At 63.1% G+C, this 17779-nt stretch carries 16 protein-coding genes; 9 read left to right on the top strand and 7 right to left on the bottom strand.

The genetic code is table 11. The features are described from left to right. Positions 1–152: 152 nt before the first annotated feature. Positions 153–1118, bottom strand: coding sequence for a 5'-methylthioadenosine/S-adenosylhomocysteine nucleosidase (locus C8C98_RS19860; RefSeq protein ID WP_121455674.1), 966 nt, complete (start codon positions 1116–1118; stop codon positions 153–155). A 114-nt stretch (positions 1119–1232) separates the two neighbouring features. Beyond that, on the bottom strand, positions 1233–2243 hold the full coding sequence (locus C8C98_RS19855) for a BMP family protein (RefSeq protein ID WP_121455673.1): 1011 nt from the start codon (positions 2241–2243) through the stop codon (positions 1233–1235). 397 nt (positions 2244–2640) lie between these two features. Between C8C98_RS19855 and C8C98_RS19850 the strand changes: the two genes are divergently transcribed. Next, entirely contained in the window at positions 2641–4374 is a 1734-nt protein-coding gene (locus C8C98_RS19850; RefSeq protein WP_121455672.1) for a nitrite reductase, read from the top strand. A gap of 161 nt (positions 4375–4535) precedes the next feature. Here C8C98_RS19850 and upp read toward each other — a convergent pair whose 3' ends face one another. Then, the gene (gene upp / locus C8C98_RS19845) at positions 4536–5165 is read right to left on the bottom strand and encodes a uracil phosphoribosyltransferase (RefSeq protein WP_099741291.1); all 630 of its coding nucleotides are present in this window, start codon (positions 5163–5165) and stop codon (positions 4536–4538) included. Between the two features lie 91 nt (positions 5166–5256). Continuing rightward, complete coding sequence (locus C8C98_RS19840) at positions 5257–6231, bottom strand: threo-3-hydroxy-L-aspartate ammonia-lyase (RefSeq protein WP_121455671.1); 975 nt, start codon at positions 6229–6231, stop codon at positions 5257–5259. A 204-nt stretch (positions 6232–6435) separates the two neighbouring features. On the opposite strand from C8C98_RS19840, the gene C8C98_RS19835 reads away from it, so the two are divergent. After that, the gene (locus C8C98_RS19835) at positions 6436–7212 is read left to right on the top strand and encodes a basic amino acid ABC transporter substrate-binding protein (protein ID WP_121455670.1); all 777 of its coding nucleotides are present in this window, start codon (positions 6436–6438) and stop codon (positions 7210–7212) included. A 114-nt stretch (positions 7213–7326) separates the two neighbouring features. Next, entirely contained in the window at positions 7327–8094 is a 768-nt protein-coding gene (locus C8C98_RS19830) for an amino acid ABC transporter permease (protein ID WP_162995947.1), read from the top strand. Positions 8095–8215: 121 nt separating this feature from the next. Here the strand turns inward: C8C98_RS19830 and C8C98_RS19825 are convergent, their stop codons facing one another. From C8C98_RS19825 to C8C98_RS19815, 3 genes are all read right to left on the bottom strand, one after another. Continuing rightward, positions 8216–9076: an enoyl-CoA hydratase-related protein gene (locus tag C8C98_RS19825; RefSeq protein WP_121455669.1), complete on the bottom strand. Its 861-nt coding sequence runs from the start codon at positions 9074–9076 to the stop codon at positions 8216–8218. Between the two features lie 170 nt (positions 9077–9246). After that, on the bottom strand, positions 9247–10074 hold the full coding sequence (locus C8C98_RS19820; RefSeq protein WP_121455668.1) for a hypothetical protein: 828 nt from the start codon (positions 10072–10074) through the stop codon (positions 9247–9249). A 201-nt stretch (positions 10075–10275) separates the two neighbouring features. Continuing rightward, a complete protein-coding gene (locus C8C98_RS19815; protein ID WP_121455667.1) occupies positions 10276–11808 on the bottom strand; it encodes a helicase HerA-like domain-containing protein in 1533 nt (510 codons plus the stop codon). A 74-nt stretch (positions 11809–11882) separates the two neighbouring features. Here C8C98_RS19815 and C8C98_RS19810 point away from each other — a divergent pair, with 74 nt between their 5' ends. From C8C98_RS19810 to C8C98_RS19780, 6 genes are all read left to right on the top strand, one after another. Beyond that, positions 11883–12602, top strand: coding sequence for a YebC/PmpR family DNA-binding transcriptional regulator (locus C8C98_RS19810; protein ID WP_099655640.1), 720 nt, complete (start codon positions 11883–11885; stop codon positions 12600–12602). Between the two features lie 219 nt (positions 12603–12821). After that, positions 12822–14117 (top strand): phosphoribosylamine--glycine ligase, encoded by a 1296-nt coding sequence (gene purD / locus C8C98_RS19800; protein WP_121455666.1) that lies wholly within the window; start codon positions 12822–12824, stop codon positions 14115–14117. A gap of 133 nt (positions 14118–14250) precedes the next feature. Beyond that, positions 14251–15195, top strand: a complete 945-nt coding sequence (hemF, locus tag C8C98_RS19795) for an oxygen-dependent coproporphyrinogen oxidase (RefSeq protein ID WP_121455665.1) — start codon at positions 14251–14253, stop codon at positions 15193–15195. 227 nt (positions 15196–15422) lie between these two features. After that, positions 15423–16316: a ribosome silencing factor gene (rsfS, locus tag C8C98_RS19790; RefSeq protein ID WP_121455664.1), complete on the top strand. Its 894-nt coding sequence runs from the start codon at positions 15423–15425 to the stop codon at positions 16314–16316. Between the two features lie 80 nt (positions 16317–16396). Beyond that, positions 16397–16864, top strand: a complete 468-nt coding sequence (gene rlmH, locus C8C98_RS19785) for a 23S rRNA (pseudouridine(1915)-N(3))-methyltransferase RlmH (protein WP_066690244.1) — start codon at positions 16397–16399, stop codon at positions 16862–16864. 266 nt (positions 16865–17130) lie between these two features. Next, positions 17131–17757, top strand: coding sequence for a nucleoside triphosphate pyrophosphatase (locus C8C98_RS19780; RefSeq protein WP_121455663.1), 627 nt, complete (start codon positions 17131–17133; stop codon positions 17755–17757). Positions 17758–17779 lie beyond the last annotated feature (22 nt).

Genomic DNA, 17779 nt, shown 5'->3' with positions numbered 1-17779 from the left:
TCTCCCCTCGCGGGAGAGGGCGGGGGAGAGGGGGCTGGGCGCTGGGGGCAGGCACTGCGCCCGTTTCCACGCTCCCCCTCTCCCCAACCCCTCCCCCGCGAGGGGGGAGGGGATACCAGCGCATCGCGAAGGCCACGGTAGGTTCATCGCGCTCACTTCCAGGCCGCCAGAAAGGCCCGCAGCACCTTGGCTGAGTTGGCTGCTGCCATGCCCATGAAGGTGTCCATTTCGTTTTCGCCATCACCACCACCGGCGAGATCGCTCAGCGACCGGAATGCGATGTAAGGCACTCCATTGCTGTGCGCCACCATGGCTGTGGCGGCGGTTTCCATGTCGAGCACGTTGGCCTCGAAGGTCTTGAAGGCGTATTCGCGGAAGGCCTTGTTGTCCACAAACGCCTGGCCCGACACGCCGTTGCCGCCCACCACCAGCAGGGGGCGCTGCTTGAGGCAGGTGGCGGCCAGGCAATGCTCCAGGCCAACGTTCTGCACGCTGCGGGCGGTGGCCAGCATCTTTGGGTCGGCTTCGAACCAGAACTTCTTGCTGAGCTGGGGGTTGGCGGCAGAGCGCACCTCCACCGGGCGCGGGTGCATCATGCCGAAGGCGGGCAGGGTCAGCTCGCTTTGCATCCAGGCGGGGGCGCTGTACTGGCCGGGTTGGTCTTCGCGCGCCATCAGCCATTCCATGTACTGGCCCCACTGCGCGGGCACCGTTACGTCGCCGATGTGCAGGCTGGGGTTGACGCCGCCTGCAATGCCGCTGAAGACCACATGGCTCACATTGAAGCGGTCCAGCACCAGTTGGGTGTTCATGGCCGCGTTGGTCATGCTGATGCCCGACAGGAACACCACCACGGGTTTGCCTTCGAGCGTGCCGGTGGTGAACTCTACGCCGTTGATGCTGTGTTTGGCGGGCTGCTGCACCTCGGGCAGCAGCACGGTCAGCTCGGGGGCGAAGGCGGAGATGACGGCGATGCGGGGCGTATCGTCCAGCCGGACCGCCGTCTTGCCGGGCGCTGTGGCAGCGCAGCCTGCGACCATGGCGGCCAATGCCGCAGCGCCCAAAAGACGTGAACAGCGGGTGACCTGCGAGGCCTTTGCGACGGGGAGTGAGGTCATGGGGTGCCTTGTCAGCGGTTCATTGCGGTGGGCGTTCAAAAAACAGGCCACCGCGTTGTGAGGGTGGCCTGTTCACGCCATCGAAATGGCAAGCGGGCAGGGCGCCCGCCGTGCTTACTTGGCCGTGGATTTGGGCTGGCTGTCGTCTACCTTCACTGTGAACTTGCCCGCCAGGATGTCGGCTTCTTTGGCCTTGACCTTGGCGACGATATCGGCGGGCACCTTCTTCTCGAAAGTGCCCAGGGGCGCGAGCTCCGAGCCCTTGTGCTTCATCATCGAATACGGGCCGTAGTCCTCGGCGGTGAATTTGCCGTCCTTGACCAGCTTCAGCGCGCGGTCGATGCTGGGCTCCATGTGCCACAGGGCAGAGGCCACCACGGTGTCGGGGTACTGCGGCTGGGTGTCGATCACGTTGCCGATGGCGAGCTTGCCTTTTTCCTTGGCCGCGTCGCTCACGCCAAAGCGCTCGGCATACAGCACGTCGGCGCCCTTGTCGATCATGGCGAAGGTGGCTTCCTTGGCCTTGGGTGGGTCAAACCAGCTGTTGATGAAGGTGATGGTGAACTCGACCTTGGGGTTGGTCTCTTTGGCGCCGGCCATGAAGGCGTGCATCAGGCGGTTGACCTCGGGGATGGGGAAGCCGCCCACCATGCCGATCTTGTTGGACTTGGTCATGCCGCCCGCGATCATGCCGCTGAGGTAGGCAGGCTCCTGGATGTAGTTGTCGAACACGCTGAAATTGGGCGCCTGCGGCTTGCCCGACGAGCCGAGCAGGAATGAGGTTTTGGGGAAGTCCTTGGCCACCTTGCGGGCGGCGGCTTCTACCGCAAAAGCCTCGCCCACGATGAGCTGGTTGCCGCCGGTGGCGTATTCGCGCATCACGCGCTCGTAGTCGGCGTTGCTGACGTTTTCACTGGCCTTGTATTCGATCTCTCCGCGCGCTTCGGCCGCCTTGAGGGCCTTGTGGATGCGGCTGACCCATTGCTGCTCAAAGGGCACCGTGTAGATCGCTGCGACCTTGAGCTTGGACTGCGCTGCAGCCAGTGAGGGCGCCATCGCCATGGCGGCTGAGAGGGCCATGGAGGTGCAGAGCAGGCGTCCGGTGAAGATGCGGCGAGTGGTCATGGTGCGGTTCCTTGGGTGGGACTGGCGAAGGAGAGGCCGTGCAGGGCCTCCAGAACACGATGAAACTAGCAATTTGCACGCCAGCGATGGCCCTCGCGCAGGCAGCTGTGCGGCGGGCGTTCCATGGCGGGATTGCGCTGCACAGTCTGCCAGAAGTGCATGGCGGGCTGCCTTCCATGCCGGTCGTGACGTGATCAAGGATTTCCCTCTATGCAGCCGTTGGATGTTGGTTTAATAGTGCATGTTGAATGAATCATTTGATAGGTATCAAAGCGGCGGTGGGGAGGCTGGCGAAGAATGGCCGCGAGCCTGCTGAAACCCAGTCGTCGCAGCCCGCAGCAGGCCAGTTGGAGGGATGGAATGAGCCATCTTGGGCCGCGACATACAAGGAGTCCCCATGACAACCCGAAAGCTGGCGCGCCTTGCGGCACTGGCAATGTCCACTCTGGCCCTTACGGCGTATGCCGATGACAAGAAGAGCGTGACACCCGCCGAGATGAACTACCAGGCAGGCTCGTCCCCTTTGGCCAATCAGCCGATGTACCAAAGCACAAACCCTGCCGCGCCCAAAATGACGCAGGCCGAGTTTGACCGTGCTCGCCAAACTTACTTTGAGCGTTGCGCTGGCTGCCACGGCGTGCTGCGCAAGGGCGCCACCGGTAAGCCCCTGACGCCTGATGTGACGCTGCCCAAGGGCACGGATTACCTCAAGGTGTTCATCGCCTACGGCTCGCCCGCTGGCATGCCTAACTGGCAGACTTCGGGTGAGATGAGCGAGTCCGACGTGGACATGATGGCCCGCTACATCCAGCAAGACCCCCCTATGCCTCCCGAGTGGAGCATGGCGGACATGAAGAAGACCTGGAAGGTGCTGGTGCCGCCGAAGGACCGCCCAACCAAGAAGATGAACGATTACAACATCGCCAACATCTTCTCGACCACGCTGCGTGATGCGGGCGAAGTGGCGCTGATCGATGGCGACACCAAGCAGATCATCAACATCATCAAGACCGGCTACGCGGTGCACATCTCGCGCACCTCGGCATCGGGCCGCTACCTGTTCGTGATCGGCCGCGATGGCCGCGTGAACATGATCGATCTGTGGATGGCCAAGCCCGACAACGTCGCTGAAATCCGCATTGGCCTGGAAGCCCGTTCGGTGGACACCTCCAAGTACAAGGGCAAGGAAGGCGACTTCACCGACAAGCTGGCCATTGCTGGCGCTTACTGGCCCCCTCAGTTCGTCATCATGAATGGCGACACGCTGGAGCCCATGAAGATCGTCTCGACCCGTGGCATGACGGTGGACACGCAGGAGTACCACCCCGAGCCCCGCGTGGCCTCGATCGTGGCTTCGCACTTCAAGCCTGAGTTCATCGTGAACGTGAAGGAAACCGGCAAGACGCTGATGGTGGACTACAAGGATGTGGACGCCCTCAAGATCACCGAGCTGGGTTCGGCCCGCTTCCTGCACGACGGTGGCTGGGATTCGACCAAGCGCTACTTCATGGTGGCCGCTAACAACAGCAACAAGATTGGTGTGGTGGATGCCAAGGAAGGCAAGCTGCAAGCCGTGGTGGACGTGGGCAAGATCCCTCACCCAGGCCGTGGCGCCAACTTTGTGCACCCCAAGTTCGGTCCTGTGTGGTCCACGGGTCACTTGGGTGACGAGACCATCTCGCTGATCGGCACCGACCCCAAGAAGCATGCCCAGTATGCGTTCAAGGAAGTGGCCAAGCTCAAGGGCCCAGGCGGCGGTGCGCTGTTCATCAAGAGCCACCCCAAGTCGCAGCACTTGTACTCGGACGCTCCACTGAATCCTGATCCAAAGGTCTCGCAGTCGGTGGTGGTGTACGACATCAAGAACCTGGACAAGGGCTACACCGTGCTGCCGATTGCCGAGTGGGCTGGCCTGCCTGATGATGGCGGTGCCAAGCGCGTGGTGCAGCCAGAGTTCAACAAGGCGGGCGACGAGGTGTGGTTTGCCGTCTGGTCTGCCAAGGACAAGCAATCTGCCCTGGTGGTGGTGGACGACAAGACCCTCAAGCTCAAGGCTGTGATCAAGGACCCACGCCTGGTCACGCCTACGGGTCACTTCAACATCAACAACACGCAGCACGACGTGTATTGATGGCCCATGCCACTGTGCGGGTTGCCCGCACAGTGTGCAGAGGCATCAGCGCCCTAGCTGGACAATAGGGCGCAAAAAAAACGCCGCAGGGTATCAAGCCCTGCGGCGTTTTTTGTGGGTCAGAACCACGCCTTCCACGCCTGCATGGCAGGCGCAGGGCTTTACTTGGTGCCGAAGATGCGGTCGCCTGCGTCGCCCAGACCCGGCAGGATGTAGCCGTGGTCGTTGAGTTCGCGGTCGATGGCGGCGGTGAAGATCGGTACATCAGGGTGGGCCTTTTGCAGCGTGGCCACGCCCTCGGGGGCGGCCAGCAGGCACACGAACTTGATGGAGCGGGGCTTGAGTTGCTTGAGCCGGTCCACGCAGGCTGCGGCCGAGTTGCCGGTGGCCAGCATGGGGTCGACCACGATGATGTCGCGCTCTTCCATCTCGGAGGGCATCTTGAAGTAGTACTCGACCGGCTGCAGCGTCTTGGGGTCGCGGTACAGGCCGATATGGCCCACGCGGGCACCGGGCACCACGTTCAGCATGCCGTCCAAAAAGCCGTTGCCTGCGCGCAGGATGGAGACGAGCACCAGCTTCTTGCCGTCGATCATCTTGCCCGTCATGGTCTCCAGCGGCGTTTCGATCTGCACATCTTGCAGCGGCATGTCGCGGGTCACCTCGTAGGCCATCAGCGTGGACAGCTCGCCCAGCAGGCGCCGAAAGCTGTTGGTGCTGGCGTCTTTCTTGCGCATGAGCGTGAGCTTGTGCTGGACGAGGGGGTGGGTGATGACGGTGACGTTGCTCATGAGGAAACTTGAATTAGCGTAAAAATGACACAAAGGTGCAGGCCGTATTTTCTACCATCCGGTAAAACCCGCAGCAGCAACCCCAGTGCGGTCAATCTGCCAAAAAGCGGGCGTAGCGGGCCAGGTCCACATTGCCGCCACTGATGAGCACGCCCACGCGCTTGCCGCGCACGTCCACACTGCCGGTGCGCACCCCGGCAAAGGCCAGCGCGCCGGTGGGCTCCACCACCATCTTCATGCGCTCTGCAAAAAAGCGCAGGGCCTGCACCAGTTGCTCGTCGGTGGCGGTGACCATGTCTTCCACACCCTGGGCAATGATGGGGAAGGTGAGCTGCCCCAGGGCCTGCGTTTGCGCGCCATCGGCAATCGTGTGGGGCGTGGAAATCTGCACGATGTGCCCGGCCTTGAACGATTGCTGGCCGTCGTTGCCCGCCTCGGGCTCCACGCCCACCAGGCGGCATTGCGGTGCCACGGCCTGCGCGGCCAGGGTGCTGCCCGCCAGCAGGCCACCGCCGCCCACGCAGACGAAGAGGTAGTCCAGGTCGGGCACCTCTTGCAGCAGCTCCAGTGCGGCGGTGCCTTGCCCGGCAATGACGTGGGGGTGGTCAAAGGGCGGCACCAAGGTCATGCCGCGCTCTTGCGCCAGGCGGTGGCTGATGGCTTCGCGGTCTTCGGTGTAGCGGTTGTAGGTCACCACCTGTGCGCCGTATTCGCGGGTGGCGGCCATTTTGGCGGCGGGCGCGTCTTCGGGCATGACGATGACGGCAGGCATGTCCAGCAGCCGGGCCGACAGGGCGATGGCCTGGGCGTGGTTGCCTGCAGAAAACGCCAGCACGCCGCGCTCGCGCTGCTCGGGCGTGAACTGCTGCAGCGTGTTGTACGCCCCGCGAAACTTGAAGGCGCCGGTGCGCTGCAGGTTCTCGCACTTGAAGAAAATGTGTGCCCCGGTGCTCTCGTCTGCACTGGTAGAGCGCAGCACTGGCGTGCGGTGGGCAATGCCCTGCAGCCGCTGTGCGGCTGCGGTGATGTCATCAAAGGTGGGCACGGGCAAGCGGGTCATGGTCATGAAAGGGAGCCTCCGCGCGAGCGGCTGGCCCGCGCACGACAAAACGCTGCAAACACTGTGCATCATAGGCATTGCACCAACTGCGTGCAAAAAATGGGTTCTGGCGCCCGCAAACAGGGCGCAAGCAGCTATGAAATTTGAAGTCCTTCAAAGGACTGCTGGTTATACTGCAGGCCTCCTTTTCCCCCCATGGGTCCTATTCTTATGCAACAGTCTCGACGCATTTTTGCCCTGGGCTTTGGCCTGGTCGCCTCGCTTGGTTTTACCGTGGGGGCTTTGGCACAAGGCACCCCAGCGCGGGAACTCACTGTCGCTTCCAGCGCCACTTACGCGCCCTTTGCGTTCGAAAACAAAGACAAGCAGATCGTCGGTTTCGACATCGACATCATCAACGCCATTGCCAAGCAGCAAGGGCTCAAGATCAAGGTCATCAACACCCCCTGGAGCGGCATTTTTGCGGCCCTGAACAATGGCGATGTGGACCTGGTGATCTCCGGCGTCACCATCAACGACAAGCGCCGCCAAAGCTACGACTTTTCCAACCCGTACTTCGCGGCGCACCAGCTGATTGCCGTGCCCAAGGGCAGCACGGTGGCCACCCTCAAAGACCTGAACGGCAAGAAAATTGCCGTGGTGAATGCCTCGACGGCCGACGATGTGGCCTCGCGCGAGTTCGGCAAGACCAGCCCCAACATCCGCCGCTTTGAAAGCACGCCGCTCATCATCTCCGAGCTGGCAGGTGGCGGGGTGGATGCCGCCATTGGCGACAACGGCGTGATCGCCTACCGCGTGAGCCAGAACCCCGCGCTCAAGACCGTGGAAGACCCCAGCTTTCCCGAAGAGGGCTTTGGCATTGTGGTGAAGAAGGGCGACAAGCCCCTGCAAGACAAGCTCAATGCCGGCCTGGCCGCCATCCGTGCCGATGGCAGCTATGGCGAGATCTACAAAAAGTGGTTTGCCAAGGAATACAAGGCACGCTGATCGCTGCCTGTGGGTTTGCCATGCACTGCGGCCGCCTTTGCGGCCGTTTTTGCTGGGGCCTGAAGGGGCTCCTGGTGGGGAGCACAACGCTATTGCTATTGATTGGGAGGGGTGATGGAACCTGAACTGTGGTTTGGCTGGTTTCGGCCGGACATTCTGGTGGAGTACCGTGAGCTGTTTTGGCGCGGCGCGCTGATGACGCTGGGCATGACGGTGGTGTGTGTGCTGCTGGGCGGTACCTGGGGCCTGTTGCTGGCGCTGGCCCGGCTGGCCCAGGCACGCCACGCGCCGTGGAACTGGGTGTGCCGCTTCTTGCTGCGTTGGCCCTCGACGGTGTATGTGAGCTTTTTCCGGGGCACGCCGCTGTTTGTGCAGATCTTGCTGATGCACTTTGCGGTGATGCCGCTGTTCATCCACCCTGTGTCCGGGCTGCTGATTGATGGCGAGCTGGCGCGCACGCTCAAGCAAGAGCATGGGGCGCTGATCTCGGGCATTGCCGCGCTCACGCTCAACTCGGCCGCTTACATCTCAGAGGTGTTCCGCGCGGGCATTCAGTCCATCTCCAAAGGGCAGTTTGACGCGGGGCGCTCGCTGGGCTTCACGCCCATGCAGGTGATGCGCTATGTGGTGCTGCCGCAGGCCTTTAGGCGCATGCTGCCACCACTGGGCAACAACATGATTGCGCTGCTCAAGGACACGTCGCTGGTGTCTGCGATCGGCCTGGCCGAAATGGCCTACGCCGCACGCACCGTGGCGGGTGCCTATGCCCGGTATTGGGAGCCGTACCTCGCCATTTCATTGGCCTATTGGCTGATGACGCTGGCGTTGACCACCGCCTTGCGGCGGCTGGAATACCACCTGGCGCGCAGCGACCGCAGCTAGTTTGACTTGTGATTGAGCAGGCCTCTCTGAACTTGAAATATCCGTTCGGGTTGAGCTTGTCGAAACCTTGCGCGGCGCTTCGACTGCGCTCAGTGAACGGTTCAAGTAGGTTCGTGCCGGATCAATAACCCGCTGAATCGCTGAACCGCTGCAGCGGAGTGAGCGCAGGGAAGTTGCCCGCGCGCTTTTGCTTCATGGCGGTGACGGATTCGCGCACATGCTGGTTGCTCCAGATGGCCCCCTGCAGCCAGCCCATCTGACGCAGGCTGTCCTCCACCGAATGATCACGGGCGTAGTGGATGGCCTGCTTGGTGCCCCAGATGGCCACGGGTGGCTTGCTGGCAATCTCTTGCGCGCATTGCAGGGCTGCGGCAACCATGGCCTCTTGCGTGTCAAACACTTCATTGACCAGGCCATAGCCCTGGGCCTTGGCCGCGCCCAGGCGGCGGCCGGTGTAGGCCAGTTCTTTGACGACGCCCAGCGGAATGAGTTTGGGCAGGCGCTGCAGCGTGCCCACGTCGGCCACCATGCCGATGTTGATCTCCTGGATGCAGAAGAACGCATCCTGCGTGGCGTAGCGGATGCAGGCGGCCGTCACCATGTCGACCGCGCCGCCAATGCAGCCGCCGTGGATGGCCGCAATGACGGGAATGCGCAGATTCTCCAGCCGCGTGAAGGTGGCCTGCATGTCGGTGAGCAGGTCAAAAATGGCGGCCCGGCCCTCAGGGCTTTGGTCGTCCATGGTGATGGCGCCACCAAAGGTCTCCAGCGCCATGCCCGCACTGAAGTGTTTGCCGGTGCTGCTGATGACCAGCGCCCGTGCCTCGCCCGCCTGGTGCAGGTGGGCCAGCACCGCATCCAGCTCGCGCCAGAAGGTGGGGTGCATGGTGTTCAGGGCCTCTGGCTGGTTCAAAACCAGGTGGGCCACCTGCACGGTGGTGCTGAGGGTGAAGCAGGTGAGGGCGGTGATGTCGGTGTTCATGGCCTGACACTCTAGGGCGCCCGCCCGTTGCTGTTCGTCGCCTGGGCGACTTTGAATGAAATGGGCCGCTAGCGCTTTAAATGAAAGCGCTAGAAGCTATTGTTTTGATAGCGATTGATGGTTGGTGCTGGGCTGCCTTGGGGGCCCGCCATGGTTTGCCCAGCGTGAACTCAGTCGCCACCTCCGCCGCAGCCGCCGCCGCAGCCACCCCCTTCGCCTCCTCCACCCCCCGAGCCGTCCGAGCTGTCTGATCCGCCAAAGTCGCCTGAGCTACCGCTGTAGCCGCCGTCCGAAAAATCGGTGCCGCAGTAGGGTGAGCCACCGCAGCCGCCGCTGTTAGAGCTTGCCGCCGCGCTGCTTTGTGCGCCCGTCAATCGGCAGTCTGGCACGTAGTGAAACCCGTTGGGGATGGCGAACTTGGCATCTAGGGCAAACAACAGGGGCAGTCGGCTGGGGGCCTTGGGGTCGATGGACTCTTCCTTGCAGGCCCAGAACCAGGCGCGCCGCAGGCCGTCGTTGTGCATGCCCCTGCGGCCCAGGGCTTCGGCCGGGGTGTGGTGCAAAAAGTGGCCCAGCGCATGGGTGCACCACCGCTTGTAGGCCTGCGTGTGCAGGATGAACTCGTGCCACAGCACATCGACTGCCTGCGAGGGCATGGCCACAAACTGGCGGCTGCGCAGGCAGGCGAGGAAGAACTGCCGCAGGCCCCGTTCGACCAGCTCGCCATCCTTGGCGCTCAACTGCGGGTAGGCCTCGCGCAGTTTGCGCTGTAAGAAGCGGGGCAAGGGGGCTTCGCGGATGTAGCGCTCACGCGCTGCGTGGGTCCGCTGGATGCAAAGTGCGGTCATCGCCACCGTGGCGATGAAATACAAGACCCAGTACCAGTGCGGGCGCCACAGGCCTGCTGCCACCCCGACAAAGCCCAGTATCCAGCCCACGATGGCGGCGAACATGGGCAACTGGCCCCAGCGCAGCAGTGCGATTTCGGTTTTTGTCATCGATCCTCCTTTGTTGTTGTTTTTGTTGGGATCGATTCAACGCCTGTTTTGTGACGAATTGGTGACTGTCATATGGAAGTCACAGGGCTCCTGGTGGTGCGCTACCCAAAGGTTGGGGTGGGCTGTAGCGCTGGGGATACACCGGGCAGCGCCTGCGCTGGCAACCACCCGGGTTTTGCTGTGCACCGGCTTGGAGCGAAATCAGCGCCGCTTGCCGCTGCCGCCAAAAATGCTGCCCAGCACGCCGCGCAAAATCTCCTTGCCCAGCGTGGTGCCCATGGTGCGCACGGCAGACTTGGCCATGGTCTGGGCCAGACCATCGCGTTTGCCGCCGCGTGGGCCTGTGGTGCCAAACAGCACGTCGTTGAGCCCGCCCAGCAGCCCGCCGCCGTCATCGGCAGGCGCAGAGGCTGCACCTTTGCCGTTGGTGCCTGTGGTGGGCGCCTGCGTCGTGGCTCCGTCGGTGCGGCCTTTGAGCTTTTCGTAGGCCGATTCGCGGTCAATGGCCTTTTCATACACCCCTGCCACCAGCGACTGCGCCAAGAGCGCCTGGCGCTGCAGGGCAGTGATGGGGCCCAGCTGGCTGGCCGGGGGCAGCACAAACACACGCTCGGTCACGCTGGGACGGCCTTTGGCGTCCAGGAAACTCACCAGCGCCTCGCCCACGGCCAGCTCGGTGATGGCGGTTTCAATGTCCAGCCCGGGCTTTTGCCGCATGGTGGTGGCCGTGGCCTTCACGGCCTTTTGGTCGCGGGGCGTGAAGGCGCGCAGTGCGTGCTGCACGCGGTTGCCCAGTTGGGCCAGCACGCTGTCGGGGATGTCGAGCGGGTTCTGCGTGACGAAATACACGCCCACGCCTTTGGAGCGCACCAGGCGCACCACCAGCTCGATGCGTTCAACGAGCACCTTGGGCGCCTCGTTGAACAGCAGGTGGGCCTCGTCGAAGAAAAAGACGAGCTTGGGCTGCTCTGGGTCGCCAATTTCAGGCAATTGCTCGAACAGCTCAGACAGCATCCACAGCAAAAAGGTGGCGTACAAGCGCGGGGAGTTCATGAGCTTGTCGGCCGCCAGGATGTTGATAACGCCCTGGCCATCCACCGTCTGCATGAAGTCCTGGATGTTGAGCATGGGTTCGCCAAAGAACTGCGTGCCACCTTGCTGCTCGATCTGCAGCAGCCCGCGCTGGATGGCCCCCACGCTGGCGGAGCTGACGTTGCCATACTCGGTGGTGAAGTCCTTGGCGTTGTCGCCCACATACTGCAGCATGGCCCGCAGGTCCTTGAGGTCCAGCAGCAGCAGGCCGTTGTCGTCGGCAATCTTGAAGACCAGATTTAGCACGCCCAACTGGGTTTCGTTCAGGTTGAGCATGCGGCCCAGCAGCAGCGGACCCATGTCGGAGATGGTGGCGCGCACCGGGTGGCCTTGTTCGCCAAACACATCCCACAGCGTGGTGGGGCAGGCCTGGGGCGCTGGTAAGTCCAGCCCGCGCTCTTTGAGCACCCCTGCCAGCTTGTCGCCGATCTTGCCGGGCTGGCTGGCACCGGTGAGGTCACCTTTCACGTCGGCCATGAAGACCGGCACGCCGATGCGCGAAAAATTCTCGGCCAGGGTTTGCAGGGTCACCGTCTTGCCGGTGCCGGTGGCGCCAGTGATGAGCCCGTGGCGGTTGGCCAGGCTTGGCAGCAGGTGGCATTCGGTGGCAGCGTGCTTGGCGATCAACATGGGGTCGGCCATTTGGGGATTCCTTGGGGTGTCTGGCAAAAAGTAAAATCAGCAGGCTAGATTAAATCAATACAAAAGGACTTCTCGTGGCAGGACACAGTAAATGGGCGAATATCCAGCACCGCAAGGGGCGTCAGGATGAAAAACGCGGCAAGATCTGGACCCGCATCATTCGTGAAATCACTGTGGCAGCCCGCGCCGGTGGCGGCGATCTGTCTGCCAACCCCCGCCTGCGACTGGCGGTGGACAAGGCCAAAGCGGCCAACATGCCCGCCGACCGTATCAAATACAACATCGACAAGGCCACAGGCAACGCCGAAGGCCTGACCTACGAAGAAATCCGCTACGAAGGCTATGGCATTGGTGGCGCGGCCATCATGATCGACACCATGACCGACAACCGCGTGCGTACCGTGGCCGAAGTGCGCCACGCGTTCAGCAAGCACGGGGGCAACATGGGCACGGAAGGTTCGGTGGTGTTCCAGTTTAAGCACTGTGGCCAGCTGATTTTTGCCCCCGGCACCAGCGAAGACAAGGTGATGGAAGTGGCTTTGGAAGCGGGTGCTGAAGATGTGGTGACCGACGACGATGGCGCGGTAGAGGTGCTGACGGCCCCGGCCGACTTCGAAGCGGTGAAGAATGCCCTGGAGGCCGCAGGCCTGACGCCCGAGGTGGCCAGCGTGACCATGCGGCCCGAGAACACGATTGAGTTGACGGGCGACGATGCCGCCAAGATGCAGAAGCTGCTGGACGTGCTGGAAGACCTGGACGACACGCAAGAGGTGTATCACAACGCTGCTTTGTGAAGCTCCCCCTGAGGCGCGTCGCGCCTTCCCCCTCTCTCGCTGCGCGGGAGGGGGACGCCACCGGCGCGGCGGGGCGGCCCTTGCGCGGTGGCACTGGCCAGGGGCGCGCCAGTTTCGCCGGTTTTGTGCATAGCGCGAGGCGCGATTGGCCGAAGCATTAATTTTTTACGAGCCTCTCAGCTGTCGCGCAGTGCCAGCAGGGGTTCACCAAAGGTTCCTATGAAAGTACTTGTGATTGGTGGCGGCGGCCGTGAACACGCAATGGCTTGGAAACTGAGCCAGTCGCCCAAGGTGACGAAGGTGTACGTGGCCCCAGGCAATGGCGGCACGGCTTTGAACCCCAAGCTCGAAAACGTGGCCCTGACCGATGTGCGCGAGCTGCGCCAGTGGGCCCAGGCCGAAAAGATTGCCCTGACGGTGGTGGGACCCGAGGCACCGCTGGCAGCGGGTGTGGTGGACGAGTTCCGCGCCAACGGCATGCGTATTTTTGGCCCCACCAAGGCGGCTGCGCAGCTGGAAAGCTCCAAGGCTTTTTCCAAGGCGTTCATGCGCCGCCATGGCATTCCTACGGCCGATTACGACACCTTCACCGATCCGGCCGAAGCCCACGCCTTTGTGGACCGCCTGGGCGCCCCCATCGTCATCAAGGCCGATGGCCTGGCCGCTGGCAAGGGCGTGGTGGTGGCCATGACGCTGCAAGAAGCCCACGACGCCGTGGACTTCATGCTGGTGGACAACAAGTACGGCGTGGCTCACAACGAGGGCGGAGCCCGCGTGGTGATCGAGGCGTTTTTGGAGGGCGAAGAAGCTTCCTTCATCGTCCTGTGCGACGGCAAGAACGTGGTGGCTCTGGCCACCAGCCAGGACCACAAGCGCCTCAAGGACGGCGACGAAGGCCCCAACACGGGCGGCATGGGCGCGTATTCGCCCGCGCCTGTGGTCACGGCCGATGTGCATGCCCGCGCCATGCGCGAAATCATCCTGCCCACCATCCGTGGCATGGAAAAAGACGGCATTCCCTATACCGGCTTCTTGTACGCCGGTTTGATGATTGACGCCAAGGGCCAGCCCAAGACGCTCGAGTTCAACTGCCGCATGGGTGACCCAGAGACCCAGCCCATCTTGATGCGCCTGAAAAGCGACTTCAGCGATGTGATGGCCGCCGCCGCCGATGGCAAGCTCGACCAGCTTGAGCTGCAGTGGGACCGCCGCACCGCCTTGGGCGTGGTGATGGCTGCACACGGCTACCCAGACAGCCCACGCAAGGGCGATGTGATCACCGGCGTGCCGCTGTTCAACGAGTCGGACACGGCTTTGGACCATGCCGTGGTGTTCCACGCGGGCTCCACATTGGAAGATGGCCAGTTGAAGGTGTCTGGCGGCCGCGTACTGTGCGTGACGGCGTTGGCCGATACGGTGAAGCAAGCGCAGCAAAAGGTGTACGAAGTGGCCAAGAACATCCAGTTCGACGGCGCGCAGTACCGCACCGACATTGGCTACCGCGCTGTGAAGTGATGCCTCTTTTGCCGCTACGGCGTCCCCCGCTCAAGGGGGGCCGTGGCGGCAGAGCTGTTTTTGCGCTGCGTCGCTGGCCTGTGCCGCGCCAGTTTGCGGGGGTGCCTAGCCCCCCGCGCAATGGACCACCAAAATGCAACAACCCGGATTGAACCCTGCCACCACCGTGGCGACCGTGCGCAGTTACTTGCTGGGCCTGCAAGCGCGCATCACCGATGCGCTGGAGGCTGTGGAGGGCGAGGGCTGTGCCCGCTTTTTGGCCGATGCTTGGAGCAAACCGCCGGGCGAGCCGCTGCAGGGCGATGGCGTCACCAAGATCATGGAAGGTGGCCGGGTGTTCGAGCGTGCGGGCTGTGGCTTCAGCCATGTGCGTGGCCCGCAACTGCCGCCCTCGGCCACACAGCACCGGCCCGAGCTGGCGGGTGCGCCGTTCGAGGCCATGGGCGTGTCACTGGTCTTTCACCCTCGCAACCCCTATGTGCCCACGGTGCACATGAACGTGCGCATGATTGCGGCCGGTCACCCCGGCCAGGCGCCGACCTGCTGGTTTGGCGGTGGTATGGACCTCACGCCCTACTACGGTTTTGAGGAAGACGCCGTGCACTTTCACCGCACCTGCCGCAATGCCTTGGCACCGTTTGGTGACGACAAGTACCCGCGCTTCAAACAGTGGTGTGACGAATACTTCTTCCTCAAGCACCGCAGCGAGCAGCGCGGTGTGGGCGGCGTGTTCTATGACGACTTTTCCGAGCTGGGCTTCGAGCAAAGCCTGGCCATGACGCAGTCGGTGGGCGATGCCTTTCTCAAGGCCTACCTGCCCATCGTTGAGAAGCGCCAGGGCATGCCCTATGGCGAGCGCGAGCGCGACTTCCAGCTCTACCGCCGGGGCCGTTACGTCGAGTTCAACCTGGTGTGGGACCGGGGCACGCACTTTGGCCTGCAGTCGGGTGGCCGCACCGAATCCATCCTGCTGTCCATGCCGCCGCTGGTGGCCTGGTCGTACCAGCGCCAGGCCGAGCCGGGCTCGCCCGAAGCGGCCTTGATGCAACAGTTTTTGGTGCGGCGCGACTGGCTTTGATCGACAGGTTGCACGGTGCTGTGCCCTGGGTATCACAGGCCTCGCACCTCTGTGCGGCCCAAAAGCTATAATTTCAATAGCTGGCAGCGCTTGATCTATAAGCGCAAGAGGCCAAAAACACCGATAAACGCCTCTGCGCCCGTGCGCAACACCCAAGGCGTAGCCCCTCTGGCTGTGCGCTGCGTTGCGCGCTATATTGATTCCATTCCTTTCTACTTCTCTGCCTGATGACCACCTCCACCAAATCGGAAACCGCTGCCAAAAAAGACGTGACCAAACTTCAGCGTGCCATCGTTGATGGCCTGGAAGACGTCAAGGCGCAAGACATCCAGGTGTTCAACACCGAGCACCTGTCGCCGCTGTTTGAGCGGGTGATCGTGGCATCGGGCACCTCCAACCGGCAGACCAAAGCGCTGGCCGCCAGCGTGCGCGACGCCGTGAAAGACGCCGGTTTTTCCAAGCCACGCATCGAGGGTGAAGACAACGGTGAATGGATCATCGTGGACTGCGGCTCGGCCGTGGCGCACATCATGCAGCCCGCCATCCGCCAGTACTACCGACTGGAAGAACTGTGGGGCGAAGTGCCCGTGCGCCTGAAGTTGGGAGCGGCCAAGCCGTCTTCCACGGCAGCCGCCGATTTGGCCGACAAGAAGTCGGCCCAAAAGGCAGCCAAGTCGGATGCGAAGACTGCAGCCAAGAAGGCCCCGGCCAAAAAGGCGGCGGCTGCGCCTGCGGCGCCCGCCCGCTCTGGCAAGGCCACCGTGAAGGCTGTGGCGAAGACGGCCGCTAAAACCGCGGCAAAAGTCACACCGGCCAAAACCGCTGCCGCCAAGCCCACAGCCAAGACTACGGCCAAGACCACAGCCGCCAAACCTGCCAGCAAGGCAGCAGGCACCGTGGCCGCCAAAAAGCCCGCAGCCACCAAGGCACCGGTCAAGACCGTGGTGGTCAAACCTGGTGGCGCCAAGAAGCCAGCGGCCAAGAAGTCGCCAGCCGCCAAGGCCCCTGCACGCGCAGCGGCCAAGCCTGCAGCAAAAACCGCAGCCAAGGCCGCTCCGAAAGCTGCAGCCAAGCCCGCTGCAAAGCCTGCCGCCAAAAAGGCCCCGGCCCGCAAGGGCTGACCGGTCTGCACGCTGCGCGCCCGGCGGGTCTGGGCGCGGGCGTGCCAGTAGCCATCTTTCTCACGCACCCAGGTTGATCCATGAAGCTGCTGATTGTTGCAGTGGGGCAGCGGGTGCCCGATTGGGCACAAACCGCTTACGACGACTACGCCAAACGCTTCCCGCCTGAGCTCAAGGTCGAACTCAAGGCCGTCAAAACCGAGCCGCGCGGCTCCAAGACGCTGGAGACGCTGTACGCCGCCGAGCGTGAGCGCATCGAAGCCGCCATTCCACGGGGCACCCGCGTGGTGGCGCTGGACGAGCGTGGCACCAACCTCACCACCAAGGCCCTGGCCGATCGCCTCAAGGGCTGGCAGTTGGGGGGGGATGATGTGGCCCTGGTCATTGGCGGGCCTGACGGGCTGGACCCCGCCTTTCGCCAGGCGGCGCACGAACGCATCCGCCTGTCAGACCTGACGCTGCCCCACGCCATGGTGCGCGTGCTGCTGATCGAGCAGCTGTACCGGGCCTGGTCGGTGAACGCTGGGCATCCCTACCACCGCGAGTGAGTTCGCTGTGCGCTGGATTGGCTTGAGATTTGCTTCTTTTTTGATAGCTGCCAGCGCTTGATGAATAAGCGTTAGGGAGTCTCTGCACGTATCACCGCGTCGTGTGCATCTGCGGTCTCGGGCGGTCTGCGTTGTTGCAAGTACTCGCAATAGCTACAGCTATTGCGAGTACTTGCGCCTAGCAGCCCATCCCGATCCGCAGCGCACACTGATCGCTCGATTCGAGCAGAGACTCCCTCAGCTGATTTTTGCTTGGAAATCTGTTCATGCCTGACTTCATCTACCTTGCCTCCCAAAGCCCCCGCCGCCGCCAGTTGCTGGAGCAGCTGGGCGTGCGCCATGAGCTGCTGTTGCCCAACGTTCAGGGCGACGTGGCCGAAGACGCCGAGGGCATCGAAGCCGTGTTGCCTGGCGAAAGCCCGGACGACTACGTGATCCGCGTCACCGGCCTCAAGCTCGATGCTGCGGTGGCCCGGTGCGCTCGTCGCGGGCTGCCCCCGGCCCCCATTTTGTGCTCTGACACCACCGTGGCGCTGGGCGCCACCATTTACGGCAAACCCGACGACGCACCCCATGCGCAGCGCATGCTGGCGGAATTGGGGGGGCAAACGCACCGAGTGCTTACTGCAGTGGCAGTGCAGTCGGGGGCGGGCGCAGCGGCGCATCGGTTGCAGGCTTTGTCGGTGTCTGAGGTGACCTTTGCACCGCTGACCTCGGCGCAAATCGCCGCCTATGTGGCCACGGGCGAGCCTCTGGGCAAAGCTGGTGCCTATGGCATCCAAGGCGCTGCTGCGGCATTCATCCCCGTGCTGCGCGGCAGCTATTCAGGCATCATGGGATTGCCTATGTTTGAGACCGCACAGCTGTTGCGCACCCTCGGTTTTGTTGTCTAAGTCCCTCTGGTCCACACCATGC

This window comes from Acidovorax sp. 106 (genome assembly GCF_003663825.1).
GTDB lineage: Bacteria > Pseudomonadota > Gammaproteobacteria > Burkholderiales > Burkholderiaceae_C > Acidovorax.
The sequence above is the reverse complement of the archived record's forward strand: the minus strand, read 5'-3'. Positions and strand labels throughout refer to the sequence as shown.